The following is a 26765-nucleotide window of genomic DNA, read 5'->3' on the forward strand; positions in this document are numbered from 1 at the left end:
CGCGTGCATAGGGTGATCGAGTGACACAGCCTGCATCGGTCGCCCCCGCCGCGTATCTCCGGTTCCCGCATCCGCACGGCGAGTTGGTCGCCTTCACCGCCGAGGACGACGTGTGGCTCGCCCCGCTCGACGGCGGCCGGGCCTGGCGGGTGAGCGCCGACAACGTGCCGGTGACGCTCCCCCGTATCTCGCCCGACGGCACCACCGTCGCCTGGACCTCCACCCGTGACGGCGCCCCCGAGGTGCACACCGCGCCCGTCGAGGGCGGCCCCGGCCGGCGCCTGACGTACTGGGGGAGCGGGAAGACCCAGGTGCGCGGCTGGACCCCGGACGGGAAGGTCCTCGCGCTCAGCACCCAGGGCCAGGCCAGTCTGCGCCGCACCTGGGCCCGCGCGATCCCCCTCGACGGCGGACCCGCCACCACCCTGCCGTACGGCCCCGTCGGCGACGTCGCCCACGGGCCGCGCACGGTCCTGCTGTCCGCGACGATGGGCCGCGAGGCCGCCTGGTGGAAGCGGTACCGGGGCGGCACGGCGGGCAAGCTGTGGATCGCACAGGAGACCGGCGACGGTGCCGAAGACTCGGTCGGCGGCTCAGGAGAGTTCGTCCGGCTGCACGGCGACCTCGACGGGAACATCGAGTACCCGTTGTGGGTGGGGATGGGGGTCCCCCCTGTTCGAGCGGAGCCGAGAACTTGGGGGAGGGTTGGGTTCCTCTCCGACCACGAGGGCACCGGCGCGCTGTACTCCTCCCTCGCCGACGGGTCCGACCTGCGCCGGCACACCCCCCTCGGGGGTTTCTACGCCCGGCACGCCGCCACCGACGGCACCCGCGTCGTGTACTCCTGCGCCGGTGAACTGTGGATCCTCGACGACCTGGACGGGGCCGAGCCGCGCCGGCTCGACATCCGGCTGGGCGGGCAGCGCGTCGACCTCCAGCCGTTCCCGGTGAACGCCGCCCGCTGGTTCGGTTCCGCCTCCCCCGACCACACCGCGCGCGGCAGCGCCGTCTGCGTGCGCGGCACCGTCCACTGGGTCACCCACCGCGCCGGCCCCGCCCGCGCGCTCGCCGCCACCCCCGGCGTACGGGCCCGCCGCCCGCGCACCTTCCGCGCGGACGGCGAGGAATGGGTGGTGTGGGTGACGGACGCCGACGGCGACGACGCCCTGGAGTTCGCCCCCGCCACCGGCCTCGCCCCCGGAGCGGCCCCGCGCCGGATCGCCGCCGGACAGCTCGGCCGCGTCCTGGGCCTCGCCATGGCCCCTGACGGCAGCCGCGCCGCGGTCGCCTCGCACGACGGCCGGGTCCTGCTCGTCGAGCGGGAGACCGGCGAGGTCCGCGAGGTCGACCGCAGCGAGCACGGCGACGTCTCCGGGCTGACCTTCTCGCCCGACTCCGCCTGGCTCGCCTGGTCCCATCCCGGCCCCCGCCCGCTCAGCCAGCTGCGGCTCGCCAACACCACCGACCTGTCGGTCACCGAGGCGACCCCGCTGCGCTTCCAGGACTACGCGCCCGCGTTCACCCTCGACGGCAAGCACCTCGCCTTCCTGTCGACCCGCTCCTTCGACCCCGTCTACGACGAGCACGTCTTCGACCTCGCCTTCGTCGAGGGCGACCGCCCGCACCTGATCACCCTCGCCGCGACGACGCCGTCCCCGTTCGGCCCGCAGCGGCACGGCCGCCCCTTCGAGACGCCGGACCGGGACGAGACCCCCGACAGCGAGGGCACCCCCACCACCCGTATCGACCTCGAGGGGCTGGCCGACCGGATCGTGCCGTTCCCGGTCGAGGCCGCCCGCTACTCCAACCTGCGCGCCGCCAAGGACGGGGTGCTGTGGCTGCGGCACCCGGTGCGCGGCGTGCTCGGCGCCTCCAGGGCCACCCCCGACGACCCCGACCCCAAGACCGAGCTGGAGCGCTACGACCTCGCCCAGCAGCGCATCGAGCATCTGGCCGTGGACGCCGACCACTTCGAGGTCAGCGGCGACGGCAAGCGGGTGCTGCTGTGGACCGACGGGCGGCTGAAGGTCGTCCCCAGCGACCGGCGCGCGCCGAACGACGACGACAGCGACGGCAACATCACCGTCGACCTCGATCGGGTGCGCCAGTTCGTCGACCCGGCCGCCGAGTGGCGGCAGATGTTCGACGAGGCCGGCCGCATCATGCGGGACAACTACTGGCGACCGGACATGAACGGCGTCGACTGGGACGGCGTCCTCGACCGCTACCGGCCCGTCCTCGACCGGCTCGCCACCCACGACGACCTGGTCGACCTCCTCTGGGAGGTGCAGGGCGAACTCGGCACCTCGCACGCCTACGTCACACCGGGCGGCGGCTACGGCGGCGGTGCCCGGCAGGGCCTGCTCGGCGCGGACATCTCCCGTCATGAGGGCGGCAGTTGGCGCGTCGACCGGATCCTTCCCGCGGAGACCTCCGACCCGCAGGGCCGCTCCCCGCTGGCCGCGCCCGGCGTCGCGATCCGCACCGGTGACGCGATCGTCGCCGTGGCCGGACAGCCGGTCGACCCGGTGGCCGGACCGGCGCCGCTGCTGGTCGGCACCGCGGGCAAACCGGTCGAGCTGACCGTCTCCCCGGCCGGCGGCGGGGACCCGCGGCACGCGGTCGTCGTCCCCGTCGCCGACGAGGAGCCGCTGCGCTACCACGCCTGGGTCGCCGACCGGCGGGCCCACGTCCACGAACTGTCCGGTGGCCGGCTCGGCTACATCCACGTGCCCGACATGCAGGCCCCCGGCTGGGCCCAGATCCACCGCGACCTGCGGGTCGAGGTGACCCGCGAAGGCCTGATCGTGGACGTCCGGGAGAACCGCGGCGGGCACACCTCCCAGCTCGTCGTCGAGAAGCTGGCCCGGCGGATCGTCGGCTGGGGCCTGCCGCGCGGCATGCGTGCGGACAGCTACCCGCAGGACGCGCCGCGCGGTCCCGTCGTCGCCGTCGCCAACGAGTTCTCCGGCTCCGACGGCGACATCGTCAACGCGGCGATCAAGGCGCTCGGTATCGGCCCGGTCGTCGGCACCCGCACCTGGGGCGGCGTCATCGGCATCGACAGCCGCTACCGGCTCGTCGACGGCACCCTCGTCACCCAGCCCAAGTACGCCTTCTGGCTGGAGGGGTACGGCTGGGGCGTGGAGAACCACGGCGTGGACCCGGACGTCGAGGTGGTGCAGCGCCCGCAGGACCACGCGGCGGGGCGGGACGCGCAGCTGGACGAGGCGGTCCGGCTGGCGCTGGCGGCCCTGGAGGAGAACCCCGCGAAGGAGCCGCCGTCCCTTTCCTGACGGCCGGGACGGATACGATGCCCGGGTAGGCGATCAACCGGGCGAGGAGGCACACCCATGGCAGGGGAACCGCAGGACGACTGCCTGTTCTGCAAGATCGTCGCCGGGCAGGTTCCGTCGACGATCGTCCGCGAGACGGAGACGACCGTCGCGTTCCGCGACATAAACCCGCAGGCGCCGACGCACGTCCTGGTCATCCCGAAGGCGCACCACAAGGACGCGGCAGCCCTGGCCGTGGCCGCTCCCGAGGTCGCGGCGGACGTCCTGCGGGAGGCCCAGGCCGTCGCGGACCAGGAGCAGTTGGAGAGCCACCGCGTCGTCTTCAACACCGGCAGCGGCGCCGGGCAGACCGTCTGGCACGCGCACGCCCACGTCCTGGGGGGCCGCGGTCTCGAGTGGCCCCCCGGATAGGCGGCTCCTTGTCCGTGCGCGAACTGGTGGTGCTCGGCACCGCCAGCCAGGTCCCCACCCGCCACCGCAACCACAACGGCTATCTGTTGCGCTGGGACGGTGAGGGCATCCTGTTCGACCCCGGCGAGGGCACCCAGCGCCAGATGCTGCGAGCCGGGGTCGCCGCGCACGACCTGAACCGGATCTGCGTCACCCACTTCCACGGCGACCACTCGCTCGGCCTCGCCGGAGTGATCCAGCGCATCAACCTCGACCGGGTGCCGCACCCGGTCACCGCCCACTACCCGGGCTCCGGGCAGCGTTTCTTCGACCGGCTGCGCTACGCCACCGCCTACCGTGAGACGGTCGGCATCACCGAGGCGCCGGTCGGCGCCGACGGCCCGCTCGCCCGCACCGCCGGGTACACCCTGGAAGCGCGGAAACTGTCGCACCCCGTGGAGTCGTACGGCTACCGGCTGGTCGAACCCGACGGCCGGCGGATGCTGCCCGACCGGCTCGCCGCGCACGGCATCAAGGGCCCGGACGTCGGCCGCATCCAGCGCGAGGGCACGCTCGACGGGGTCCCGCTGGAGGACGTGAGCGAGGTGCGGCGCGGCCAGCGGTTCGCGTTCGTCATGGACACCCGGCTCTGTGCGGGGGTGTACGCGCTGGCCGAGGGCTGCGACCTGCTCGTCATCGAGTCCACGTTCCTCGACGAGGACGAGGAACTCGCCGTCGAGCACGGGCATCTGACGGCAGGTCAGGCGGCCCGGGTGGCACGGGACGGGGGCGTGCGGCATCTGGTGCTCACCCACTTCAGCCAGCGCTACGGCGACCCGGAGGAGTTCGAACGGCAGGCGCGGGCCGCCGGGTACGAGGGGGAACTGACCGTGGCGCGCGATCTGCTGCGCGTACCGCTCCCCAAGCGCCGGTGAGATCGCCGTACGATATTTCGATGCCCGTACCCAAAGCCGAACTGCACCTTCACATCGAAGGCACCCTCGAGCCCGAGCTCGCCTTCGCCCTCGCCGCACGCAACGGCGTCGAACTGCCCTACGCCGACACCGACGCCCTGCGCGAGGCGTACCGGTTCGAGGACCTCCAGTCGTTCCTGAACCTGTACTACGAACTCATGGCGGTGCTGCGCACCGAGCAGGACTTCGAGGACCTCGCCGACGCCTACCTGGCCCGCGCCGCCGCCCAGGGCGTGCGGCACGCGGAGATCTTCTTCGACCCGCAGGCCCATCTGTCCCGGGGTGTCGCCATGGACACGGTGGTCGACGGGCTGTGGCGGGCACTGGAACGCGGGGAGCGGACGCACGGCGTCTCGACCCGGCTGATCATGTGCTTCCTGCGGGACGAGTCCGCCGAGTCGGCCCTGGCGGCCCTGGACGCCGCCAAGCCCCACCTGGACCGGATCACCGGTGTCGGCCTCGACTCGGCCGAGGTCGGACACCCGCCGGCGAAGTTCCGCGAGGTGTACGAGGCGGCCGCCGCGCTCGGACTGCGGCGGGTGGCGCACGCCGGTGAGGAGGGGCCGCCGGAGTACATCACCGAGGCGCTGGACGTCCTCGGCGTCGAACGCGTCGATCACGGACTGCGCTGCATGGAGGACCCGGCGCTGGTGGAGCGGCTGGTGCGGGACCGCGTTCCGCTGACCCTGTGCCCGCTGTCCAACGTCCGGCTGCGCACCGTGGACACCCTCGCCGACCACCCGCTGCCCGCGATGCTCGACGCCGGCCTGCTGTGCACGGTGAACTCCGACGACCCCGCCTACTTCGGCGGCTACGCCGGGGACAACTTCGACGCGGTGCGCGACACGCTCGGCCTCGGCCCGGAGCGGCTGCGCGAACTGGCCCGCAACTCCTTCCTCGCCGCGTTCCTGGACGACGACGAGGAGCGCCGGGCGCGTTATCTCGCCGAGGTGGAGGCCTACGTTTTCCCGTAGTTCCCGCGGTTCCCGGCGCCGAGCATGCCGTCACCGCCCCATTGACGGCCCCCGTTCGCCTATTTAACCTCTGTTCCCATGCATGGATGACGTTCGTACGGGGAGACAGCGCGGGTGGGCCTCGGTGCGGGAACGGGGACGGCGTCCCCCGTCCGTCGGCCCCGCCGACCGCAAGGCCCCGCTCGCCACCGGCCTGGACCTCGTAGGAGCTGCCCCGTGACCGTGCCGCCCACCCGCGACCTGACCGTCACCGAGGTACGGCTCACGCCGATCCTGGTCGCCGACCCGCCGCTGCTGAACACCCAGGGAGTGCACCAGCCGTACACGCCCCGGCTGGTCGTCGAGATCGTCACGGCGGACGGGACCACCGGCGTGGGGGAGACCTACGGCGACACCAAGTACCTGGAGATCGCCCACCCCTTCGCCGAGCAGATGAAGGGGCGCCAGATCACGGATGTGAACGGCCTCTTCACGCACCTGGACGAGGTCTCCGTGGCAGCCCCCCGGGTGGAGAACGCCGTCGACGTCGGCGGGCTGCGCGGCGTGCAGACCGCCGACAAGCTGCGGCTGTCCATCGCCTCCGCCTTCGAGGTCGCCTGCCTCGACGCCCTCGGCAAGGCGCTCGGACTGCCCGTGCACGCCCTGCTCGGCGGCAAGGTCCGCGACGCCGTGGAGTACAGCGCGTACCTCTTCTACCGGTACGCCGACCACCCCGAGGGCGTCCCCGCCGAGAAGGACGACTGGGGTGCCGCCCTGGACCCGGCCGGCGTCGTCGCGCAGGCCCGTGCCTTCAAGGAGCGGTACGGCTTCACCTCGTTCAAGCTCAAGGGCGGCGTCTTCCCGCCCGAGGAGGAGATCGCCGCCGTCCGCGCCCTCGCCGAGTCCTTCCCCGGCCACCCGCTGCGGCTCGACCCCAACGGCGCCTGGTCCGTCGAGACCTCGGTCCGGGTGGCCGAGGAGGTCGGCGGGCTCCTGGAGTACCTGGAGGACCCGACGCTCGGCACCCCCGCCATGGCCGAGGTCGCCGCGCGCACCGGAGTGCCGCTCGCCACCAACATGTGCGTGACGACCTTCCCCGAGATCAAGGAGGCGTTCACCACGGACGCCGTCCAGGTGGTCCTCTCCGACCACCACTACTGGGGCGGACTGCGCAACACGCTGCACCTGGCCGCCGTCTGCCGCACCTTCGGCGTGGGCGTCTCCATGCACTCCAACACCCACCTGGGCATCAGCCTCGCCGCGATGACCCACGTCGCGGCCACCGTGCCGAACCTGCACCACGCCTGCGACTCCCACTACCCGTGGCAGTCCGAGGACGTGCTCACCGAACGCCTCACCTTCGAGGACGGCACCGTGCGGGTGTCCGACGCCCCCGGCCTCGGCGTCACCCTCGACCACGACCGGCTCGCCGCCCTGCACCGGCGGTGGCTGGCGGACGACGGCGCGCTCCGCGACCGCGACGACGCGGCGGCCATGCGGGTCACCGACCCCGCGTGGGCCGCCCCGGCGGTGCCCCGCTGGTGAGGCGTCCCCGGCCGTGACGGACGGCGCGTCGTCCGTGTTGTCGGTGGATTGGTGCACACTGGCCAGAACCGCACCAGGCCAGGGAGCGCATCGTGAAGGCGTCCACCACGTCCACCACGTCAGCCGGAGAGGGAATCACCGACAGCGCCCCCCGGGGCGTCATCGGCCACAGTGGCGTCCCGGCGGGGGCGCACGGCGTGCCCCACGTCGACCCGCTCGCCGCGCTGCGCACACCCGGCGACCCGCCCTGGGACGTCCACCTCACCGGCACCGTCTTCCTCGACATCATCTTCACCGGGCTCGACTCCGCCCCGGTGCGCGGGACCGAGTCCTGGGCGCGCGGGATGGGGTCGAGCCCCGGCGGCGTCGCCAACATGGCCACCGCCCTCGCCCGCCTCGGCCTGCGCACCTCCCTCGCGGCGGCCTTCGGCGACGACCACTACGGGGAGTACTGCTGGGACGCCCTGGAGCAGGGCGAGGCCATCGACCTCTCCGCGTCGCGCACCGTGCCCGGCTGGCACTCCCCGGTCACCGTCTCCATGGCCTACGAGGGGGAGCGCACCATGGTCACCCACGGCCACGAACCGCCCCCGGAGGACCCCTCCCACCGGTCGGCCTCCAGCAGCGGCAAGCTGCTCCCGCCCGGCGCGGACCTGTCGCCCTGCCCGCCCCGCGCGCGGGGCGCGGTCGCCTCCCTCGCCCCGGGCCGCAGCGAACCCTGGATCGCCCGCGCCGCGCGGCAGGGAACCAGGATCTTCGGCGACGTCGGCTGGGACGACACCGGCCTGTGGGACCTCGCCGCACTGCCCGACCTGCGGCACTGCGAGGCGTTCCTGCCGAACGCCGAGGAGGCCATGCGCTACACCGGCACCGACTGCCCCCGCGCCGCCGCGCACGCCCTCACCGAGTACGTGCCGGTCGCGGTGGTCACCCTCGGCGCGGACGGGGCGTACGCCGTGGACCGGCGCACCGGGGAGAGCGCCGAGGTGCCCGCCATCGCCGTGGAGGCCCTCGACCCGACCGGCGCCGGGGACGTCTTCGTGGCGGGCTTCGTCACCGGCAGCCTGGCCGGCTGGCCGCTCGCCGACCGCCTCGGCTTCGCCGGCCTGACCGCGGCCCTCTCCGTCCAGGAGTTCGGCGGCTCCCTGTCGGCGCCCGGCTGGTCGGAGATCGCGGCCTGGTGGCGGGAGGTCCAGTCCGTCGAGGGCCAGGACCCGGCCGCCCTGAGCCGGTACGCGTTCCTCGATGACCTGATCCCCGACGGCCTGGTCCGCCCCTGGCCCCTCCGCAGAGCGGTCCCCACCATCGGCTTCGGCCGGTCCACCTGACCCACGCCCCCGGCCGTCACCTCCTGCCCACCGGTCCGCAACCGCCCCGCTGGGAAAAGGTCTACGGGGTTGTCACCCCCGCGTCGTACCCTGGAGGCGCGAGGCCGCCCTCAGCTGCGCGGCCCTGACGAGGAGGAATCGCAGGCCTTCAGCGCCGGCCCATGACTCAGACACCCACAGCTCAGACCCCCGCGCAGGAGCAGGCGAGAGTGCAGTTCACCGTCCCGGCCAAACACCCCATGGTGACCGTGCTGGGTTCCGGCGACTCCCTCCTGCGCGTGATCGAGAAGGCCTTCCCGGGGGCCGACATCCATGTCCGGGGCAATGAGATCAGCGCGGTCGGCGATGCCGCAGAGGTTGCCCTCGTCTCGCGCGTTTTCGACGAGATGATGCTGGTGCTGCGCACCGGGCAGCCGATGACGGAGGACGCGGTGGAACGCTCGATCGCCATGCTGAAGGCGAGCGAGAACGGGGAGAGCGACGGCCAGGAGACCCCGGCCCAGGTGCTCACACAGAACATCCTGTCCTCGCGCGGCCGCACGATCCGTCCCAAGACGCTCAACCAGAAGCGCTACGTGGACGCGATCGACAAGCACACCGTCGTCTTCGGCATCGGTCCCGCCGGTACCGGCAAGACCTATCTCGCCATGGCCAAGGCGGTGCAGGCCCTGCAGTCCAAGCAGGTCAACCGCATCATCCTGACCCGCCCCGCGGTCGAGGCCGGAGAGCGCCTGGGTTTCCTGCCCGGCACCCTCTACGAGAAGATCGACCCGTACCTGCGCCCGCTCTACGACGCCCTGCACGACATGCTCGACCCCGACTCCATCCCGCGCCTGATGGCGGCGGGCACGATCGAGGTCGCCCCGCTGGCGTACATGCGCGGCCGGACGCTCAACGACGCCTTCATCATCCTGGACGAGGCGCAGAACACCAGCCCCGAGCAGATGAAGATGTTCCTCACCCGGCTCGGCTTCGACTCGAAGATAGTGATCACGGGTGACGTCACCCAGGTCGACCTGCCGAGCGGGACCAAGTCCGGCCTGCGCCAGGTGCAGGACATCCTGGAGGGCGTCGAGGACGTCCACTTCTCCCGGCTGTCGTCGCACGACGTCGTACGCCACCGGCTGGTGGGCCGTATCGTCGACGCGTACGAGCAGTACGACAGCGAGCACGGCACCCAGAACGGCACGCACAAGAGCGGCGGCCGGGGCAAGTCCGGGCACAAGGGGAAGTAGACCGAGCAGCAGATGTCGATCGACGTCAACAACGAGTCCGGAACCGAGGTCGACGAGCGGGCGATCCTCGACATCGCCCGCTACGCGCTCGCGCGGATGCGCATCCACCCGCTCTCCGAGCTCTCGGTGATCGTCGTGGACTCCGGAGCGATGGAACAGCTCCACATCCAGTGGATGGACCTGCCCGGCCCGACGGACGTGATGTCGTTCCCGATGGACGAGTTGCGGCCGCCGTCCAAGGACGGTGAGGAGCCCCCGCAGGGCCTGCTCGGCGACATCGTGCTGTGTCCCGAGGTCGCCGCCCGGCAGGGCGCCGAGGCGCCGACGCGGCACACCATGGACGAGGAGCTGCAACTGCTCACCGTCCACGGTGTGCTGCACCTGCTGGGCTACGACCACGAGGAGCCCGACGAGAAGGCCGAGATGTTCGGCCTGCAGGCCGCCATCGTGGACGGCTGGCGCGCGGAGAAGGGCATGACCGGTCCGTCCCCCGCCCCGACCGTGTCATGAGCCCCGGGCTCGTCCTCGGCGCGGTCGCCCTGATCGTCGTGGCCTGGCTGTTCGCCTGCGCGGAGACGGGCATCGCGCGCGTCTCCGGCTTCCGCGCCGAGGAGGCCGTGCGCTCCGGCCGCCGGGGCAGCGCGAAGCTCGCCAGGCTCGCCGCCGACCCCACCCGCTACCTCAACGTGGCGCTGCTGGTCCGCGTCGGCTGCGAGATGGCCGCCGCCGCGCTGGTCACCTACGCCTGCCTCCGGCAGTTCGACGGCACCGCCGAGGCCCTGCTGGTCGCCATCGCGGTCATGGTCCTCGTCTCCTACGTCGCCGTCGGCGTCTCCCCGCGCACCATCGGCCGTCAGCACCCGATGAACACGGCCACGGCGGCGGCGTACGTGCTGCTGCCGCTGGCCAGGATCATGGGGCCGATCCCGTCCCTGCTGATCCTCATCGGCAACGCGTTCACTCCCGGCAAGGGGTTCCGGCGCGGCCCCTTCGCCTCCGAGGCGGAACTGCGCGCGCTGGTCGACCTCGCGGAGCAGGAGTCGCTGATCGAGGACGAGGAGCGCCGCATGGTGCACTCGGTCTTCGAACTGGGGGACACCCTGGTCCGTGAGGTCATGGTCCCGCGTACGGACCTGGTGATGGTCGAGCGCTACAAGACCATCCGCCAGACCCTCACCCTCGCCCTGCGCTCCGGTTTCTCCCGGATGCCGGTGACCGGCGAGAGCGAGGACGACATCGTCGGCATCGTGTATCTGAAGGACCTGGCCCGCAAGACGCACATCAGCCGGGACGCGGAGAGCGAGCTGGTGTCCACGGCGATGCGGCCGGCGTTCTTCGTGCCCGACACCAAGAACGCCGGCGATCTGCTGCGCGAGATGCAGAAGGACCGCAACCACGTCGCCGTCGTCGTCGACGAGTACGGCGGCACCGCCGGCATCGTCACCATCGAGGACATCCTCGAGGAGATCGTCGGTGAGATCACCGACGAGTACGACCGGGAGATCGCGCCGGTGGAGGAGCTGGGCGAGGACCGCTACCGGGTCACCGCCCGTCTCGACATCACCGACCTCGGCGAGCTGTACGGCCTGGAGGAGTACGACGACGAGGACGTGGAGACCGTCGGCGGACTGCTCGCCAAGCTGCTCGGCCGGGTGCCGATCGCGGGCGCGTCCGCCGTGGTCGGCCTGCCCGACGAGCGCCGGCTGCGGCTGACGGCGGAGGCGGCGGCCGGCCGCCGCAACAAGATCGTCACCGTGCTGGTGGAGCCGGTGGCGCCGGGAGACCCGGGGGAGCCGGTGGACCCGTCCCGGGTCGAGGAGGAGCCGACGCGATGACCCCGGAGGACCTGCGTGCCCTCTGTCTCTCCTTCGAGGCCGCCGTGGAGGACTTCCCGTTCAACCCGGAGACCTCGGTCTTCAAGGTCCTGGGCAAGGTCTTCGCCCTGACGGCCCTGGACGAGCGGCCCCTGACGGTCAGCCTCAAGTGCGACCCGGAGGACGCGGTCCGGCTCCGCGCCGAGCACCCCGGCCTGATCGTCCCGGGCTGGCACCTGAACAAACGGCACTGGAACACGGTGACCGTCGACGCCGATCTCCCGGACGGGCTGGCCCGGGAGCTGGTCGAGGACTCCTACGACCTGGTCGTCGCCGGCCTGCCGCGCGCCGACCGCCTCCGCCTCGACCGCCCCTGAGACGGGCTCCGTATGCTCAGGTCCATGACCGACAGCAACGTGCTCGACCCCGAGGACCACAAGATCGTCACCCTGGCCCGTTCCGCGCGGGCCCGTAACGGCGTGCCCGAGGGGGCCGCCGTACGGGACGAGAACGGGCGGACCTATGTCGCGGGGACCGTGGCCCTGGACTCCCTGCGGCTGACCGCCCTGCAGACGGCGGTGGCGATGGCGGTGGCGTCCGGGGCGAAGTCGTTGGAGGCGGCGGCCGTGGTGACGACGGAGGAGTCGGTGCCGGCCGCGGACCTCGCGGCGGTACGGGACCTCGGCGGCCCCGGGACCCCGGTGCTGCTGGCCGGCCCGGACGGGACGGTCCGGGAGACACTCGCCGCGGGATGAGCCCCGCAAGGTGTTACCGGCGGTAAATAGGCCGGATTTCCACCTTGTCGCTGCCTCGTCCCCCGCGCATCAATGGAACCGTTGAATCCGACGGGCCGTCAGAGCCGGCCCGTCGGACCCCTTCGTCTCGTGCAGCGTCACCGCTCCCACCTGCCCGAGCACTTCCCCCCACGGAAAGGGAACCGGACTCCATGAGAGGCACACGAATCGGCACCGGCGCGTCCCTGGCCGCCGCCGTGGCGGCCTGCGGGCTCGCCTTCGCCCCCTCCGCCGCCGCCGTCGCCCCCGGGACGGCGACCGTCAACGCCGACTGCGGAAGCTGGGGCGGTGGTGCCGCCACCCTCACGGCCACCCAGAGCGGCACGTCCGCCACCGTCACCATCAACACCTCCGCGGTCACCGCGCCCCTCGCGATCAGCAAGGACTCGCTCGTCTCGCAGCTCACCCTGGTCAAGGCCGGCGGCGACACCACCGTCTTCAAGGGCACCAAGAACCCGGCCATGGCGACCGGGAACGCCCTCGAGGTCGGCCCGCTCTCCGGGACCGTGGCGTCCGGCGACAGCCTGGAGGCGTTCGGCGGCACGCTGAAGGTGACCGCGTTCGGCTTCATCACCATCACGTGCACGGCCGGCGGACCGCAGTCACCGGGCCCGTTCGTCTTCGACTGATCCCCGGCTCCCACTCCCCAGTCCCCACCGGGCCGGGCACCTCACCGGGTGTCCGGCCGCCCTGTGGGCGGGTGGTACAGGGGGGCTCCGACGATCAGGGAGAATGGGCGGCATGAGTGTTCGTACCCAGTCATCCGAGCAGCCCGCCGAAGCTGTCCACCGGGCCGGCTTCGCCTGCTTCGTGGGCCGCCCCAACGCGGGCAAGTCCACCCTCACGAACGCTCTGGTCGGGCAGAAGGTGGCGATCACCTCCAACCGGCCGCAGACGACCCGGCACACCGTGCGCGGCATCGTCCACCGCCCCGAGGCGCAGCTGATCCTCGTCGACACCCCCGGCCTGCACAAGCCGCGCACGCTGCTCGGTGAGCGGCTGAACGACGTGGTCCGCACCACCTGGGCCGAGGTCGACGTGATCGGCTTCTGCCTTCCCGCGGACCAGAAGATCGGCCCCGGCGACCGCTTCATCGCCAAGGAACTGGCCGGGATCAAGAAGACCCCGAAGGTCGCCATCGTCACCAAGACCGACCTGGTGGACAACAAGACCCTGGCCGAGCAGCTCATCGCCGTCGACCGGCTGGGTCAGGAGCTGGGGATCACCTGGGCGGAGATCGTCCCGGTGTCGGCGACCACGGACAAGCAGGTCGACCTGCTGGCCGACCTGCTGATCCCGCTGATGCCCGAGGGCCCCGCCCTCTACCCCGAGGGCGACCTGACGGACGAGCCCGAGCAGGTCATGGTGGCGGAGCTGATCCGCGAGGCCGCCCTGGAGGGCGTCCGCGACGAGCTGCCCCACTCCATCGCCGTGGTCGTGGAGGAGATGCTGCCCCGCGAGGACCGCCCCGCCGACAAGCCCCTCCTGGACATCCACGCCAACCTGTTCATCGAGCGCACCAGCCAGAAGGGCATCGTCATCGGCCCCAAGGGCAAGCGCCTGAAGGACGTCGGCATCAAGTCCCGCAAGCAGATCGAGGCCCTCCTCGGCACCCCGGTGTTCCTGGACCTCCATGTGAAGGTCGCCAAGGACTGGCAGCGGGATCCGAAGCAGTTGCGGCGGCTGGGGTTCTGACSCGGGTGGGTGTTTCGGCGAGGGCCTGAGGGGCGTCGGCATCGAGTCCCGCAAGCAGATCGAGGCCCTCCTCGGCACCCCGCCGCGCGGCGGTAGCCGCATGTTGATGCAGCCTGGACCTCCATGTGAAGGTCGCCAAGGACTGGCAGCGGGATCCGAAGCAGTTGCGGCGGCTGGGCTTCTGACCCGGCGGCGGTGTCAGAGGCGCTGCTCGCGCAGCATCTCCCGGAACCAGCCGTAGGACGCCTTCGGGGTGCGCTCGAGGGTCTCGAAGTCCACGTGGACCAGGCCGAAGCGACGGGTGTAGCCCTCCGCCCACTCGAAGTTGTCCATCAGGGACCACACGAAGTAGCCCCGTACGTCCACGCCCGCCTCCAGCGCCCGGTGCAGGGCGCGGACATGGCCGTCGAGGTAGACGATGCGGGCCTGGTCGTCGACGCCCTCGTAGGAGCAGCCGTTCTCGGTGATGACGACCGGGGGGAGCCGGTCGTCGTAGCGGGCGTGGAAGGTGGTGAGGAGTTCGGTCAGGGCCCCGGGGACCACCGGCCAGCCGAAGTCCGTCACCGGATAGCCCTCGATCTCCCGTACCGAGAAGGGGAGTTCGGCCGGCATGCGGACACCGCCGAACTCGGTCTCGGTGCCCTGCGGGGCGCCCACCCGGGTCGGCGCGTAGTAGTTGACGCCGTACCAGTCGACCGGCTCCGCGATGACCCCCAGGTCCGCCTCGACGTCGCCCGGCATCAGTTCGCCGATGCCGTCCGGGTAGCGGCCGAGCAGTACGGGGTCGGCGAACAGGCGGTTCAGGAGCGTGTCGTAGAAGTCCGCCGCCGCCACGTCCGCCGGGTCCGAGCCGGCCGGCCAGACCGGGCCGTGGGAGTTGGCGATGCCGATGTCACCGGCACCGGCCGCGCGCAGGGCGCGTACCGCCAGCCCGTGCGCGAGGAGCTGGTGGTGGGCCACCGGCAGCGCGTCGAGGAGAAGCTTCCGGCCAGGGGCGTGGACGCCCAACGCATGGCCCAGCAGGGTGTGTTCGGCGGGTTCGTTGAGGGTGATCCAGCGCGCCACGCGGTCGCCGAGCCGGTCGGCGACCGTGGACGCGTACTGCGCGAAACGCTCCGCCGTGCTCCGCTCCAGCCAGTCCAGGCCGGCCGGAAGATCCCAGTGGAACAGCGTCGGCACCGGTCGCACGCCCGCCGCGCACAGGTCGTCGACCAGCCGGTCGTAGAAGTCCAGGCCGCCCTTCGCCCGCACCCGCGGCCAGGAGACCGAGAAGCGGTACGCGTCCACCCCCAGTCCGGCCAGGAGCGCCACGTCCTCGCCGTGGCGGTGGACGTGGTCACAGGCCACCGCCGCCGTCGAGCCGTCCCGCACCCGCCCCGGCTCGGCGCTGAACTCGTCCCACACGGACGGCCCGCGTTCGTCCACCGCGCCCTCGATCTGGTGCGCCGAGGTCGACACGCCCCACAGGAAGCCGTCCGGGAAGCGGGGGATCGGGTTCGTCGTCGCCATGGCACGGATCATCCGCACCGACCGCGATCCAAGTCAACGTCCCTGCGGGGAACGGTGGTTACGCGCCCTCCTTGAGCACTCTGCTGATCAGCGTGCGCTGTTCCTCGGTCAGCCGGGGGTCCGCGCAGTACACCGACCGCCCGTCCACCGTGATCCGGTAGCTGAAGCCGTCCGGCACCCCGGCCGGCGGCGTGCCCCGGCCGGCGGCCACGGCCCCCTCGGCCAGGGCGTGCCACTCGGGCGCGTCGGCCCGTCCCGAGGTGTCCACCTCGGCCCGCCGCTCGATACCGGCGAATCCACCGGTGCGTGTCACCTGAATGCGCATGGTTCTGTGTCTAGTACGGAACTACAGCGTCCGCACCCCCACCCGCTCCCAGGCCTTCGACACCGCCCGCAGCTCCTCGCCCTCCCCGAAGCGGGCCCGCGCCGCCTTCACCGTCAGCGTCGCGAAGTCCGTGAACTGCGCGTCCTGCGTCAGCTCGCCGCCGGTCAGCACGTCGTACCAGACCTGCCCCGCCCGCTCCCAGGAGTGCCCGCCGAGGGTGGTGGCGGCGAGGTAGAAGGCGTGGTTGGGGATGCCGGAGTTGATGTGGACGCCGCCGTTGTCGCGGCCGGTGCGGACGTAGTCGTCCATCGTCGAGGGCTGCGGGTCCTTGCCGAGGACGTCGTCGTCGTACGCGGTGCCCGGCTCCTTCATGGAGCGCAGCGCCTTGCCGGTGACCCGCGGGGCGAGCAGCCCCGCGCCGATCAGCCAGTCGGCCTCGCCGGCGGTCTGGCCGAGCGTGTACTGCTTGATCAGGGAGCCGAAGACGTCCGACACCGACTCGTTGAGCGCGCCGGACTGGCCGAAGTAGTCCAGGTTGGCGGTGTACTGGGTGACGCCGTGCGCGAGTTCGTGGCCGATGACGTCGATGGGGAGGGTGAAGTCGAGGAAGATCTCCCCGTCCCCGTCGCCGAAGACCATCTGATCGCCGTTCCAGAAGGCGTTGTTGTAGTCCCGGTCGTAGTGCACGGTCGCGACCAGCGGCAGCCCGGCGCCGTCGATCGAGTCGCGGGAGAACGCCCTGAGGAAGAGTTCGAAGGTGGCGCCGAGGCCCGCGTAGGCGCGGTTGACGGTGGCGTCCTTGCCGGGCTCCTCGCCCTCCCGGCGGACCGCCGCCCCCGGCAGCTTCGTGCCGTGCCGGGCGTCGTGGACGGTGCGGTGCGGCTTGCCGGACTCGGCCGCGGCGAGCGGGGCGACGGCGGCGGCGCCGACGACCGTGGTCAGGCGGCGCTGGGTGCGCTCGTAGGCGTCGCGCTGGAGGGTGCGGCGGGCGGGTCCGGCGAGCGCGGGGTCCTCGGCCTGCGCGAGCCGGTCGAGGACGTGCGGCGGGACGATGGTGCAGAAGACGGGCTCGAAGCCCCCGTTGGTGGTCATATCCGGCACCTTTGCACTGTGTGATGGATCTGTCACCATCCGCAACCATGATTGGTGAAAAGTGCAGCCGATCCCTGTGATCGGGCGCCTTGGAGTGGTATACGGCACTTTTTGTCCCGTTCCTCCCTCTGGTCCCGCATACTGATACGGACGCTCGCACGGGCCCGTGTCTCGGTTAAGCTGCGCAGCATCATGCGTTTCGGGCTGCTTCTCCTTAGCTGCCGCGGTGAGGGTCTGCAGTAGGCCGACCCCCTCCCCGCGGAGTTTGGCGCTGCGCCGTCGGCCGTCCCTTTCCGGTCTCATCCCGGATCACCGCGGACCCTCGAGGAGCCCACGCACCATGGTCAACCGCCAGCAGCCCAGTTCCATGCCGATCCACAAGTACGGCCGCTACGAGCAGGTCGACATCCCCGACCGGACGTGGCCGGGCAACCGGATCACCACCGCCCCCCGCTGGCTCTCCACCGATCTGCGCGACGGCAACCAGGCCCTGATCGACCCCATGTCGCCCGCCCGCAAGCGCGCGATGTTCGACCTGCTGGTCAAGATGGGCTACAAGGAGATCGAGGTCGGCTTCCCGGCTTCCGGCCAGACCGACTTCGACTTCGTGCGCTCCATCATCGAGGACCCGGACGCCATCCCCGAGGACGTCACGATCTCCGTACTGACCCAGGCCCGCGAGGACCTGATCGAGCGTACGGTCGAGTCCCTGAAGGGCGCCAAGCGCGCCACGGTGCACCTGTACAACGCCACCGCGCCGGTCTTCCGCCGGGTCGTCTTCCGCGGCTCCAAGGAGGACATCAAGCAGATCGCCGTCGACGGCACCCGCCTGGTCGTGGAGTACGCGGAGAAGCTGCTGGGCCCGGAGACGCACTTCGGCTACCAGTACAGCCCCGAGATCTTCACCGACACCGAGCTGGACTTCGCGCTGGAGGTCTGCGAGGCGGTGATGGACGTCTACCAGCCCGGTCCGGACCGCGAGATCATCCTCAACCTGCCGGCGACCGTCGAGCGCTCCACCCCCTCCACCCACGCCGACCGCTTCGAGTGGATGGGCCGCAACCTGTCCCGCCGCGAGTACGTCTGCCTGTCCGTCCACCCGCACAACGACCGCGGTACGGCCGTGGCCGCCGCCGAGCTGTCCCTGATGGCCGGCGCCGACCGCGTCGAGGGCTGCCTGTTCGGGCAGGGCGAGCGCACCGGCAACGTCGACCTGGTCACCCTGGGCATGAACCTGTTCTCCCAGGGCGTCGACCCGCAGATCGACTTCTCCGACATCGACGAGATCCGTCGCACGTGGGAGTACTGCAACCAGATGGAGGTCCACCCGCGCCACCCGTACGTGGGCGACCTGGTCTACACGTCCTTCTCCGGCTCCCACCAGGACGCCATCAAGAAGGGCTTCGACGCCATGGAGGCCGACGCGAAGGCCCAGGGCGTCACCGTCGACGACATCGAGTGGGCGGTGCCGTACCTGCCCATCGACCCCAAGGACGTCGGCCGCTCCTACGAGGCCGTCATCCGCGTCAACTCGCAGTCCGGCAAGGGCGGTATCGCCTACGTCCTGAAGAACGACCACAAGCTGGACCTGCCGCGCCGCATGCAGATCGAGTTCTCGAAGATCATCCAGGCCAAGACGGACGCCGAGGGCGGCGAGGTCACCCCGGCCGACATCTGGTCGGTGTTCCAGGACGAGTACCTGCCCAACCCGGACAACGCCTGGGGCCGCATCCAGGTCAGGAACGGCCAGTCCACCACCGACCGGGACGGCGTCGACACGCTCACCGTCGAGGCCACCGTCGACGGCGAGCCCACCGTGCTGACCGGCAGCGGCAACGGTCCGATCTCCGCGTTCTTCGAGGCCCTGCAGTCCCTCGGCATCGACGTGCGCCTGCTCGACTACCAGGAGCACACGATGAGCGAGGGCGCCTCCGCGCAGGCCGCCTCGTACATCGAGTGCGCGGTCGGTGACAAGGTGCTGTGGGGCATCGGAATCGACGCGAACACCACGCGTGCCTCGCTGAAGGCGGTCGTCTCGGCCGTCAACCGGGCGGCCCGCTGAACAGCCGCTCCGAGAGGTCCGGGGGGTCCCGTCCGCCGTTTCCGGCGGGCGGGGCCCCGTCGGTTACCGGCCAATCCCCGTGCGGGTCACGGGAAGGTCTCGTGCGAGGTGCTGACGAAGACTCTTCGATGTGGCTAACATCACGCAAGCGCGGCGACGATGCCGGGGCGATGTGGAGGTGCGACGTGCTGCCAGGACGGGGACCCGACGGCCGTGCCGCTGTCACCAGACTCTCGCGCCTGCTGGGAACCCGGACCGCGTGGACGGCCGTCGGCGACGGGGAGTTCTTCTGCCCCGGTTGCGGCGGCGACCGCAACTACCGGCGGCTGACCGGACAGCGCCGCTTCACCCTCCTCGGCGTGCCCGTGGTGCCGCGCGGCACGGCCGGCCCGGTCGTCGAATGCGCGGCCTGCCTCCGCCACTTCGGCACCGACGTCCTGGACCACCCCACCACCACCCGCTTCTCCGCGATGCTCCGCGACGCCGTGCACACCGTCGCCCTCGCGGTGCTGGCCGCGGGCACCTGCTCGCGGGCGTCCCTGGAGACCGCCGTCGCCGCCGTCCGCGCGGCCGGCTTCGACGACTGCACCGAGGACCGGCTGGCCACGCTCGTCGAGGCGCTGGCCGCCGACACCGGCCGCTTCACCGGCGAGCCCTGTACGGCGGGCCTCGCCATAGAACTCCACGAGGCCCTCGACCCGCTGGCCCCGCACCTCGCCGCCCCGGGCCGCGAATCGATCCTCCTGGGCGGCGCCCGCATCGCCCTCGCCGACGGCCCCTACACCCCCGCCGAACGCGACGCCCTGGCCACCGTGGGCGCCGCCCTCACCATCTGCTCGGACGACGTGACCCGCCTGCTGACGGCGGCCCGGACACCGTCCTGACCGGCAAGCCGGTCTCCGGGCCGGGTCGGGCCTGGTGCCGCGAACCACGGCACCTCGTCACGGATGCGGGCTACGGGGTGGTGTGCAGGGTCATGAGGATGCGGTCGGCGCCAGGGCCGAAGTGGTCCGGACGGGGGCCCTCGCGGTCGGGTACGAAACCGAGGGAGTCGTAGAGCGCTGTAGCCGGCTTGTTGGTCGGCTCGACCCAGAGCAGGACGGTGTGCGCGCCCTCGGTGCGCAAGTTCTCCAGCGATTCCCGCATCAGCTGCTCGGCCAGCCCCCGCCTGCGCATGGCGGAGGCGACCCCAAGACTGACGATCCAGCTCCGCCCCCTGTGCGGCGGCGTGGCCAGCACGTATGCGCACAGTCGGCCGTCCTCGTCTTCAGCTACCAGCAGGTGGTCTGCGAACATGTCCACGAACTGGCGCAGGATGGAGTGCGGCATCGGGTCATCGAGAAAGACTTCCCGATCCAAGCGGAGCAGGTCGGGCATGTCCTGCCCGACGACGTTGCGTACCCGGACGGACGGAGGGTGAAGTGCCGACATCGAACCAGAATTGCCTGATGCCTCCGACCGTTCAAGCCCCCGGATCACGTGTCCGGTGCCGATGCCTGCCGTGCGCCCCCCCGTGCCTCCTTGCACCGAAGCGGGCCAGGAGGAGGGGGAGCAGGGGACTGACCGCATCGATACCGTGGGGCATTCCTTTGGGATCACCAGAAGAACAGGCACAGTCGAAAGCGGAGGCGCAGTGGGAAAAATTCGATCCCACGCTTTACGTTCAGGAGAACTACAGTAGATTACTCTCCGTCGACGAGACGATCATATCGATCGTCCGAGCGCACTTCAGTGATCATTTTCGTGACATTTCCGAGCCGCTGGTCCATGGGATCGACGTAGGTGCCGGCGCCAATCTCTATCCGGCCCTCTCCATGCTGCCCTGGTGCGCCCGGATAACGCTGCTAGACCGGTCGAAGTCCAACCTTGACTATCTGCGGCAGCAGGTAGACGGACATGACGAAAGTTGGGAAAAGTTCTGGCGAAAGCTGTGCCTGGACGACGCCTACGCGGCAGTCCCTGGCGGGCCTTGGGTGCGGTTGCGTGAAGTTGCGCAGATCGAGCAGGGTGACATATTGAATCCCGTCGACCGACGGTTGAGCCTGGATCCACCGTGTGAATCCTGATCAGGCTTCTGAGCCGGTTCCGGGAGGGCTTTTTCGGGTTTCGGGCAGGGGTGGGTGCCGGATGGCCGTTCCGGTGGCGGGGTCTCCAAGATCTTTCGGGTCGTGGGTGGGCGTTCGGGTCGGGCGGTCAGGTGCGCAGGCGGTGTCCGGTGGCCGTCCACAGGTTCTCCAGCGCCGCCCACCAGGGCCACCGGTCGGGAAAGTGCCAGGTCAGGGTGCGTCCGCCGAGGGTGAGGCGGGCGGGGACGGCGATGAGGTGGCGGCGGATGGTGCCGGTGCGGGCCCTGGCGTGGAACGTGGAGGCCAGGGCGCCGAGGGCGCGGGTGAGGTTGTGGGCGATGGTCGCGAGGGTCAGCCAGGCGGCGTTCGCGGTGAACTTCCCCGATGGCAGGTGGGCCAGAGCGGAGTCCTCCAGGTCGGCGAAGACCTGCTCGACGATGGCGTGACGGCGGTGGTCGGCCTCCGCATCGAGGAGGGCGAGAGGGCTGTCGGTGAACACGGCGTGGAAGCGGTGGGCGGCGAACAACTCGCCCTGCCCGTCAGGGACCTGGGCGGCATTCAGCCGTCGGACGCGGCGGACAAGGAGCCGGGCAGTGGTGTGGTACTCCTTCCGCTTCCCGGTGAACGCGGTGTAGGAGGTCTCGGCGACCTCGGCGTCGGAGACCCAGCGTTGTTCGTCCTCGTCGAAGACGGCGTTCGGGTACTTGATCGCCGTCCAGGCGCCGGGGTCGATGCCCGCGACGGTCTCGCGGACCTTCTTGTGCTGGGCGATGGTGAAGGAGAAGCGCACCCCCGCGCGGTGGCAGGCCGCCACCACCTTGTGCGAGCAGAACGCGGAGTCGGCGCGCACGATGATCTGCCCGCGTATACCCATCGCCCGCACCGCGTTGACCGCCTCGGTGACCAGGGAGGCGGCGCCCTTGGCGGATCCGGCCGCCCCCTTGCGCAGCCGGGAGGCGACGATCACCGGCGCGGCGATGGGGGTGGAGGCGGTGACGATCTGGAAGTGCAGGCCGCGGACCTTGGTGTAGCCGAAGGAGGCGCCCTGTTTGGCCGGGCCGTAGACCTGCTTCACCTTGGAGTCGATGTCCAGGAACACCACCCGGTCCGCGCCCGGCAGCAGATTGCAGTGCGCCACCAGATTCCCGGTGAACGCCCGTGTGGCGGACTGTAGTTGGCGCACGTGTCCCCAGGTGAAGGCGCGCAGGAAGGCGCCCAGGGTGGACGGTGCCCGCACCCCGGCAAACGCCTTCTGCATCGCGCCGTGCCGCAGTACGTCGAGGTCGTCGATGCTGTCCGCGCCCGCCACCATGCCCGCCACCAGCGACATCGCCTTCGCGTCCACAGCCGTTCCGGCACCGTTGCCGGCCCCGGTCAGCCGGACCTTCGCTGTGACCTGGCCCGGCAGATCGCACCGCTCGGCGAGCCGGACAGCGGCGGCGAGCCCGCCGTACCCGAGAACGGACGCATCATCGGCTGCCGCGAAGGTCGCCGCTGGGGTATGGGAGGATTTCACTTACGAAGTGCCTTGCTGATCGTGCGTGCTGGAAGCGTAGAGAACTCCCATCATCGCAGGTCACAAGGCACTTCCTCGTTCCAGCACCAGCCCCGGCCCGGGGTTACACGGTGGATCCAGGCTCAGGTTGTGATGGACCTGGCGAGCGACCAGTTCCTTGTGGTCGCCAACGCCACTCCCCAGTAGCCCTCGAACACACAGAGCGCCGTGCCCGCCTCCCGTGCGGGCACGGCGCTGTCTGGCACGACACCTTCCCAGAGAGGATGAAGATGCTCTTCCTCGTTCGACACGCCGAATCCATCGAGAACGCCACCAAGTACACCGGCTTCTACGAGAACCCCCGTCCGTGGACCGGGTCGGCCGCGCATGCCCTGTCCCGGGACGTTGTCGGCCTGACGCCCCGTGGCTTCCTCCAGTGCCTGTGGTTGCGGCAGACGCTGCGGGAGCTGACCGGACCCGACCCGGCGATCCGCACCTCGCAGTACCGCCGCGCCATCGACACCGCCGTGCTCGCTCTGCCCGGCCTGTCCTACGAGGTGACCGCGCTCCTCAACGAGCAGCACTACGGCGCAGCCACCTACATGACCAAACAAGAGCTGTACGCCACCTACCCCGAGGGGACACAGGACCGGCAGACCCGCAAGCACCTGTGGACGCCCCCCGGCGCCGACGGGGAGTCCCTCGCCCGCGGCGTCCTGCGGCGGGCCACGGCGTTCGTCGACGGCCTGCACACCGCGTCCGCGGCGGATGTCGTGGCATTCACGCACCACACCGCGATCCTCGCGCTGCGCGCGGTCCTGGAGCGCCGGCCGGTGACCGAACTGGTCGACGAGGCCCGTGTGCGCAAGACACCCAACGCCGCCGTCCTGGTCTACGAACAGGCCGAGGGCCTGTTCCACGCCCGCGGCACCACCCAGCCGGACTGCTGAGGAGGCCACGGCCATGAACGTCCTGTACCTCAACGGGCCCGTGCAGAACGGCCCCTTCACCATCGCCGAACGGCCGGGCAAGGCAGCTGGCATCCGCGCGGCCGAAGCACTCAACACCCTCCTTGGCGCCGGGCCGGTCCCGCATCTGTGGAACACCGTCACTCTGGCCGGAGACCTGCGCCACCGTGACGCCCCCGACCGGGACACCGTCGGCCGGCAGGAGCGGGAGGAACGCACGATCGCCGCCAAGTACACACCGGGTGCGGCCCCGGCCGGTGGCGTTCTCACCGACACCACGCCCGTCGTGGCCGCCCTCGCGCTGGAGATGACCGAACACCTCCTGCTGGAAGGCGCCCTGGCGGTCGTTCCCACCGCAGTCCGTCTCTGCGCCCGCTGCGGTCACATGACCGGCGCCGTCGCCCACCCTTGCCGGTTATGCGGGAACCAGGGCTCCCGGCCGCACACCCGGCGGTTGCTGGTCTGGGACCGGCCCCCCGGCACATCAGTGCTCGCACGTGATGACTTCCACGCCCACCGGGCCCGGCCACCGGGACATCTGCTGACCATCGCCCAGAACGTCCCGCAGCGGCTGATCCTGTCTCGCACCCGCGACCACGGCATCAGCCTCGTGCCGCTCGGGCTCGACGGCCTGGTCCTGGACCCGCGGGCCGGCGTGCACATCGCCGTATTGGCCGCCGCTGCCCGGCACAGCGCCGGGCGGCCGGTGATGACGGTCACCGAGAACGCCGCGGCGAACATCGCCGCCTACGGGGCCCTGTTCCGCAGGCACAACGGAACGCGGCTGCGGTACGCGCTGCACGGGCGCATCCCGTACGACGACACCACGGGGCTGCAGCGGCTGTGCGAAGTGCACCGCGTCAGCCCGGCACTACGAGAGCAGTTCCTCGCCTGGTTCCTGCCCCTGTGCTCACTGCACCTCCGGGCGGGCATCACCCCGGCGCAGCTTCCGGCCCTGCTGAAATTCTGGCGCCGCGCCCACCTGGCCCGGCCGGACACACCCGGGAGTGACGTCCTCGCCGAACTGCGGCGCTGTATCGCGGCGGGTGATATGCGCTGGGTCATGGACGTCCGGACCCTGGCCCGGGCCATCCCCGACACCCCCGTCACCCACGGCTCCGCACAGGAGCCGGAAGGAGCGAGCTGATGAACGAGAACACCTGGCGGTTCGTCAAGAAGCGGACCACCGCCAACGGCGCGGTGTACGTCTCCGCCGACAAAACGCGCTACCGGCGCACCGGCGGAGCCGAGCTCCAAGCGGAGGCACAATTCCAGCGCCGGATCGCGGACCTTAACTACCCGGTCCCGCACGTCCTGGAGGAGGGCGTCACCGACGACGGCCACTACTACATCGTGGAGGAGTCGCTGGGCGACCAGACCCTGCACGAGAGGGCGGTGGCATCACTGGACGGCGGCCGCGACCTCGCCGACGACGTCACCGACACCGCCGCGCAGGTCGCCGCCCGGCTGCTGCGCGCACAGGCCGCCCACCGCGTCCAGCCCACGCCCGGCGCACTGCGACAGTGGCTGGACAGTGCCGGGTTCACCCACAACGTCTTCCAGGAGAACCCCGACCTGGACAACACCCGCACGCACGCCGCGCTCGACCACGCGCTGGACCGCCTCGGCACGGTTCCGCTGGCGCGGGGCCACCTCGACTACGGCCTGCCCAACGTCCTGCCGGCCGGGGTCATCGACTGGCAGCACCACGGCCTGGTCCCACTCGGATACGACGTCCTCCCGGCCCTGGAAATCATCGCCTTCAAGGGCGGCAACAAGGGCTACACCGCCAGCCCCGGCCAGCGACACCGCTACCTCGCCGTGCTGGACGACGCGAGCCTGCACGCCAGCGGACAGCCGGTCAGCCAGAACCTGGGCGCCTACCTGCTCGTCAAGGCCCTGTTCTTCCTCGCCCTGATGCGGCCCACCGACCCCTCCCGCACGGACAAGCACCTGAAGTGGCAGTACCGCCGTCACCTCTTCACGAAGGGACTCGAGCAGTATGAGCGCACCGGGACGGTCGATACCGCCCTCTTCCCCGGCCTCAAAGAGTTCGCCGCTGGGCACAGCGCTGGCGACCATCCGTGACCGCGACTACCTCCTGGACCGCGCCGGGGTGATCTTCAAAGTCATCGGCGATGTCCACCCCGGCACGCACTTCCTGGGGTACGTCAAGTACTACCCGGACACCCGCGGCGACCGCGTGCTGTTCGGCCGGACGTACCGGCAGAACAGCATCGTGTCCAAAGCATTCGGGATCCTCGCCGACCGGCCCGAGTGCTACCTCTACTCCCCCGCCGTCGGATGCGTCATCACCGGCGTACCCCGCGAGGACATCGTCACCCACTACTCCTGCCGCCAGACCCTCGCCGCACTCCACCAGACCCCCGGCCTCCTGGACCAAACAGCGGTCAGCGAGGACCTGCTCGCCATCATCAACTGGATCGTCGCAGCCGGCGCTGCGGACGTCATCGGCGTGACCGGGTCCTTCCTGGTCGGCGCCTGCAACGCCCGCTCCGACATCGATCTCGTCTGCTACGGGCCGCGCGGCTACGAGGCGGCGCAAGCACTGTTCGCCGAACGCGCCCTCATCCACCCCTACGAGGGCGACACCCTCACCCGGCTGTACGTGCGGCGCGCCAAGTACATGGTGGGGGGAAGCTTCGACGCGCTCATCCGCCAGGAGGCCCGCAAACTGCAGGGCCTCACAGCCGGTGCGGGGGCGCACATCAACTGTGAGCCGCTGAGGGCCGACGGCGACAAGACGTTCGCCGGGGTGGTCGCCAAAGAGGTAGGGGCGATCTCCGTCCTTGCCCGGATCACGGATCACTCCGAAGGCCTGGTCACGCCGGCGCTCTACGGGATCGAGGTGGACACGGTCACGGAGTCCACGGTCGACGAGCCGTCCGTGTTCGCCCGCCGAATCACCCACCTTCGCAGCTACCTCGGTGCGTACACCGGGGCGTTCCGCACCGGCGACGTCGTCTACCTGTCCGGCCGGCTGGTCCACATCCAAGGCCCTGACTCACACAGTGGTTTCGGCATCGAGCTGACCCCGTGGTCGGCAGCCGAGTCCTTCCTCGCCAACCTCACCCGCTGAACCTGCGCACAGCGTCCATGGCCTGCGTTCACGGCTGGCGCAACCTCCACCTGCACCCCGGCGACGACCCCTCGGTCCTCATCCCCCGCATACCGCGCGCCGTCCTGACTCACGGCGTCTTCTC

General features: G+C 71.1%; 26 protein-coding genes. 20 read left to right on the forward strand and 6 right to left on the reverse strand.

Features of this window, described 5'->3' with window-relative positions:
* Positions 1–20 precede the first annotated feature (20 nt).
* From DIZ27_RS04620 to era, 13 genes are all read left to right on the forward strand, one after another.
* Entirely contained in the window at positions 21–3296 is a 3276-nt protein-coding gene (locus tag DIZ27_RS04620; RefSeq protein ID WP_109376969.1) for a S41 family peptidase, read from the forward strand.
* Between the two features lie 57 nt (positions 3297–3353).
* Positions 3354–3707: an HIT domain-containing protein gene (locus tag DIZ27_RS04625; protein WP_109376970.1), complete on the forward strand. Its 354-nt coding sequence runs from the start codon at positions 3354–3356 to the stop codon at positions 3705–3707.
* A gap of 8 nt (positions 3708–3715) precedes the next feature.
* The gene (locus DIZ27_RS04630) at positions 3716–4621 is read left to right on the forward strand and encodes a ribonuclease Z (RefSeq protein ID WP_109376971.1); all 906 of its coding nucleotides are present in this window, start codon (positions 3716–3718) and stop codon (positions 4619–4621) included.
* A gap of 20 nt (positions 4622–4641) precedes the next feature.
* Entirely contained in the window at positions 4642–5634 is a 993-nt protein-coding gene (locus tag DIZ27_RS04635; protein ID WP_181383373.1) for an adenosine deaminase, read from the forward strand.
* 222 nt (positions 5635–5856) lie between these two features.
* Positions 5857–7158 (forward strand): glucarate dehydratase family protein, encoded by a 1302-nt coding sequence (locus DIZ27_RS04640; protein ID WP_109377029.1) that lies wholly within the window; start codon positions 5857–5859, stop codon positions 7156–7158.
* Between the two features lie 161 nt (positions 7159–7319).
* Entirely contained in the window at positions 7320–8486 is a 1167-nt protein-coding gene (locus DIZ27_RS04645) for a carbohydrate kinase family protein (RefSeq protein WP_258308235.1), read from the forward strand.
* 161 nt (positions 8487–8647) lie between these two features.
* The gene (locus DIZ27_RS04650; protein ID WP_109376974.1) at positions 8648–9721 is read left to right on the forward strand and encodes a PhoH family protein; all 1074 of its coding nucleotides are present in this window, start codon (positions 8648–8650) and stop codon (positions 9719–9721) included.
* A gap of 12 nt (positions 9722–9733) precedes the next feature.
* A complete protein-coding gene (ybeY, locus tag DIZ27_RS04655) occupies positions 9734–10231 on the forward strand; it encodes an rRNA maturation RNase YbeY (RefSeq protein WP_109376975.1) in 498 nt (165 codons plus the stop codon).
* Positions 10228–11556, forward strand: coding sequence for a hemolysin family protein (locus DIZ27_RS04660; protein ID WP_109376976.1), 1329 nt, complete (start codon positions 10228–10230; stop codon positions 11554–11556). The genes ybeY and DIZ27_RS04660 overlap by 4 nt, the downstream gene beginning before the upstream one ends.
* A complete protein-coding gene (locus DIZ27_RS04665; RefSeq protein ID WP_109376977.1) occupies positions 11553–11912 on the forward strand; it encodes an MmcQ/YjbR family DNA-binding protein in 360 nt (119 codons plus the stop codon). Before DIZ27_RS04660 ends, DIZ27_RS04665 begins: the two co-directional genes overlap by 4 nt.
* Positions 11913–11936: 24 nt before the next feature.
* Positions 11937–12290, forward strand: a complete 354-nt coding sequence (locus DIZ27_RS04670) for a cytidine deaminase (RefSeq protein ID WP_109377030.1) — start codon at positions 11937–11939, stop codon at positions 12288–12290.
* 191 nt (positions 12291–12481) lie between these two features.
* The gene (locus DIZ27_RS04675) at positions 12482–12958 is read left to right on the forward strand and encodes a hypothetical protein (protein ID WP_109376978.1); all 477 of its coding nucleotides are present in this window, start codon (positions 12482–12484) and stop codon (positions 12956–12958) included.
* Between the two features lie 112 nt (positions 12959–13070).
* Complete coding sequence (gene era / locus DIZ27_RS04680) at positions 13071–14024, forward strand: GTPase Era (RefSeq protein ID WP_181383374.1); 954 nt, start codon at positions 13071–13073, stop codon at positions 14022–14024.
* Positions 14025–14222: 198 nt separating this feature from the next.
* Here the strand turns inward: era and DIZ27_RS04685 are convergent, their stop codons facing one another.
* The 3 genes from DIZ27_RS04685 to DIZ27_RS04695 are packed head-to-tail and all read right to left on the reverse strand — an operon-like array spanning position 14223 to position 16950.
* Positions 14223–15533, reverse strand: a complete 1311-nt coding sequence (locus tag DIZ27_RS04685) for a GH1 family beta-glucosidase (RefSeq protein WP_181383375.1) — start codon at positions 15531–15533, stop codon at positions 14223–14225.
* Positions 15534–15591: 58 nt separating this feature from the next.
* Positions 15592–15858: a protealysin inhibitor emfourin gene (locus tag DIZ27_RS04690; RefSeq protein ID WP_109376981.1), complete on the reverse strand. Its 267-nt coding sequence runs from the start codon at positions 15856–15858 to the stop codon at positions 15592–15594.
* Between the two features lie 21 nt (positions 15859–15879).
* Entirely contained in the window at positions 15880–16950 is a 1071-nt protein-coding gene (locus DIZ27_RS04695; RefSeq protein WP_109376982.1) for a M4 family metallopeptidase, read from the reverse strand.
* 340 nt (positions 16951–17290) lie between these two features.
* On the opposite strand from DIZ27_RS04695, the gene leuA reads away from it, so the two are divergent.
* Together leuA and DIZ27_RS04710 are read left to right on the forward strand one after the other, a co-directional pair.
* Complete coding sequence (leuA, locus tag DIZ27_RS04705; RefSeq protein ID WP_109376983.1) at positions 17291–19012, forward strand: 2-isopropylmalate synthase; 1722 nt, start codon at positions 17291–17293, stop codon at positions 19010–19012.
* A gap of 185 nt (positions 19013–19197) precedes the next feature.
* Positions 19198–19896 (forward strand): TerB family tellurite resistance protein, encoded by a 699-nt coding sequence (locus DIZ27_RS04710; protein ID WP_109376984.1) that lies wholly within the window; start codon positions 19198–19200, stop codon positions 19894–19896.
* 70 nt (positions 19897–19966) lie between these two features.
* On the opposite strand, the gene DIZ27_RS04715 is transcribed toward DIZ27_RS04710, so the two are convergent.
* Positions 19967–20581, reverse strand: a complete 615-nt coding sequence (locus DIZ27_RS04715) for a GNAT family N-acetyltransferase (protein WP_309074840.1) — start codon at positions 20579–20581, stop codon at positions 19967–19969.
* A gap of 20 nt (positions 20582–20601) precedes the next feature.
* Here DIZ27_RS04715 and DIZ27_RS04720 point away from each other — a divergent pair, with 20 nt between their 5' ends.
* The gene (locus DIZ27_RS04720; RefSeq protein WP_181383376.1) at positions 20602–21078 is read left to right on the forward strand and encodes a hypothetical protein; all 477 of its coding nucleotides are present in this window, start codon (positions 20602–20604) and stop codon (positions 21076–21078) included.
* A 127-nt stretch (positions 21079–21205) separates the two neighbouring features.
* Here the strand turns inward: DIZ27_RS04720 and DIZ27_RS04725 are convergent, their stop codons facing one another.
* Positions 21206–22594, reverse strand: coding sequence for an IS1380 family transposase (locus tag DIZ27_RS04725; protein ID WP_109376986.1), 1389 nt, complete (start codon positions 22592–22594; stop codon positions 21206–21208).
* A 122-nt stretch (positions 22595–22716) separates the two neighbouring features.
* Positions 22717–22839, reverse strand: a complete 123-nt coding sequence (locus DIZ27_RS46800; RefSeq protein ID WP_258308226.1) for a hypothetical protein — start codon at positions 22837–22839, stop codon at positions 22717–22719.
* A 24-nt stretch (positions 22840–22863) separates the two neighbouring features.
* Here DIZ27_RS46800 and DIZ27_RS04730 point away from each other — a divergent pair, with 24 nt between their 5' ends.
* The 4 genes from DIZ27_RS04730 to DIZ27_RS04745 are packed head-to-tail and all read left to right on the forward strand — an operon-like array spanning position 22864 to position 26641.
* Positions 22864–23523 (forward strand): histidine phosphatase family protein, encoded by a 660-nt coding sequence (locus DIZ27_RS04730; RefSeq protein ID WP_181383377.1) that lies wholly within the window; start codon positions 22864–22866, stop codon positions 23521–23523.
* Between the two features lie 13 nt (positions 23524–23536).
* Positions 23537–24688 carry a hypothetical protein gene (locus tag DIZ27_RS04735; protein WP_109376988.1) on the forward strand — a complete coding sequence of 384 codons (1152 nt, stop codon included), beginning with the start codon at positions 23537–23539 and terminating at the stop codon, positions 24686–24688.
* A complete protein-coding gene (locus DIZ27_RS04740; RefSeq protein ID WP_109376989.1) occupies positions 24688–25629 on the forward strand; it encodes a phosphotransferase in 942 nt (313 codons plus the stop codon). Before DIZ27_RS04735 ends, DIZ27_RS04740 begins: the two co-directional genes overlap by 1 nt.
* Positions 25544–26641, forward strand: a complete 1098-nt coding sequence (locus DIZ27_RS04745; RefSeq protein ID WP_258308227.1) for a hypothetical protein — start codon at positions 25544–25546, stop codon at positions 26639–26641. Before DIZ27_RS04740 ends, DIZ27_RS04745 begins: the two co-directional genes overlap by 86 nt.
* Positions 26642–26765 lie beyond the last annotated feature (124 nt).

This window comes from Streptomyces sp. NWU339, assembly GCF_003143855.1.
Lineage (GTDB): Bacteria > Actinomycetota > Actinomycetes > Streptomycetales > Streptomycetaceae > Streptomyces.

Excerpts from the sequence above, each read along its gene's own strand:
- DIZ27_RS04625 (WP_109376970.1), top strand. The coding sequence starts at position 3,354 with ATGGCAGGGGAACCGCAGGACGACTGCCTGTTCTGCAAGATCGTCGCC.
- DIZ27_RS04635 (WP_181383373.1), top strand. The coding sequence starts at position 4,642 with ATGCCCGTACCCAAAGCCGAACTGCACCTTCACATCGAAGGCACCCTC.
- DIZ27_RS04650 (WP_109376974.1), top strand. The coding sequence starts at position 8,648 with ATGACTCAGACACCCACAGCTCAGACCCCCGCGCAGGAGCAGGCGAGA.
- ybeY (WP_109376975.1), top strand. The coding sequence starts at position 9,734 with ATGTCGATCGACGTCAACAACGAGTCCGGAACCGAGGTCGACGAGCGG.
- DIZ27_RS04660 (WP_109376976.1), top strand. The coding sequence starts at position 10,228 with ATGAGCCCCGGGCTCGTCCTCGGCGCGGTCGCCCTGATCGTCGTGGCC.
- DIZ27_RS04665 (WP_109376977.1), top strand. The coding sequence starts at position 11,553 with ATGACCCCGGAGGACCTGCGTGCCCTCTGTCTCTCCTTCGAGGCCGCC.
- DIZ27_RS04670 (WP_109377030.1), top strand. The coding sequence starts at position 11,937 with ATGACCGACAGCAACGTGCTCGACCCCGAGGACCACAAGATCGTCACC.
- DIZ27_RS04675 (WP_109376978.1), top strand. The coding sequence starts at position 12,482 with ATGAGAGGCACACGAATCGGCACCGGCGCGTCCCTGGCCGCCGCCGTG.
- era (WP_181383374.1), top strand. The coding sequence starts at position 13,071 with ATGAGTGTTCGTACCCAGTCATCCGAGCAGCCCGCCGAAGCTGTCCAC.
- DIZ27_RS04685 (WP_181383375.1), bottom strand. The coding sequence starts at position 15,533 with ATGGCGACGACGAACCCGATCCCCCGCTTCCCGGACGGCTTCCTGTGG.
- DIZ27_RS04690 (WP_109376981.1), bottom strand. The coding sequence starts at position 15,858 with ATGCGCATTCAGGTGACACGCACCGGTGGATTCGCCGGTATCGAGCGG.
- DIZ27_RS04695 (WP_109376982.1), bottom strand. The coding sequence starts at position 16,950 with ATGACCACCAACGGGGGCTTCGAGCCCGTCTTCTGCACCATCGTCCCG.
- leuA (WP_109376983.1), top strand. The coding sequence starts at position 17,291 with ATGGTCAACCGCCAGCAGCCCAGTTCCATGCCGATCCACAAGTACGGC.
- DIZ27_RS04715 (WP_309074840.1), bottom strand. The coding sequence starts at position 20,581 with ATGCGGTCAGTCCCCTGCTCCCCCTCCTCCTGGCCCGCTTCGGTGCAA.
- DIZ27_RS04730 (WP_181383377.1), top strand. The coding sequence starts at position 22,864 with ATGCTCTTCCTCGTTCGACACGCCGAATCCATCGAGAACGCCACCAAG.
- DIZ27_RS04735 (WP_109376988.1), top strand. The coding sequence starts at position 23,537 with ATGAACGTCCTGTACCTCAACGGGCCCGTGCAGAACGGCCCCTTCACC.
- DIZ27_RS04740 (WP_109376989.1), top strand. The coding sequence starts at position 24,688 with ATGAACGAGAACACCTGGCGGTTCGTCAAGAAGCGGACCACCGCCAAC.
- DIZ27_RS04745 (WP_258308227.1), top strand. The coding sequence starts at position 25,544 with ATGAGCGCACCGGGACGGTCGATACCGCCCTCTTCCCCGGCCTCAAAG.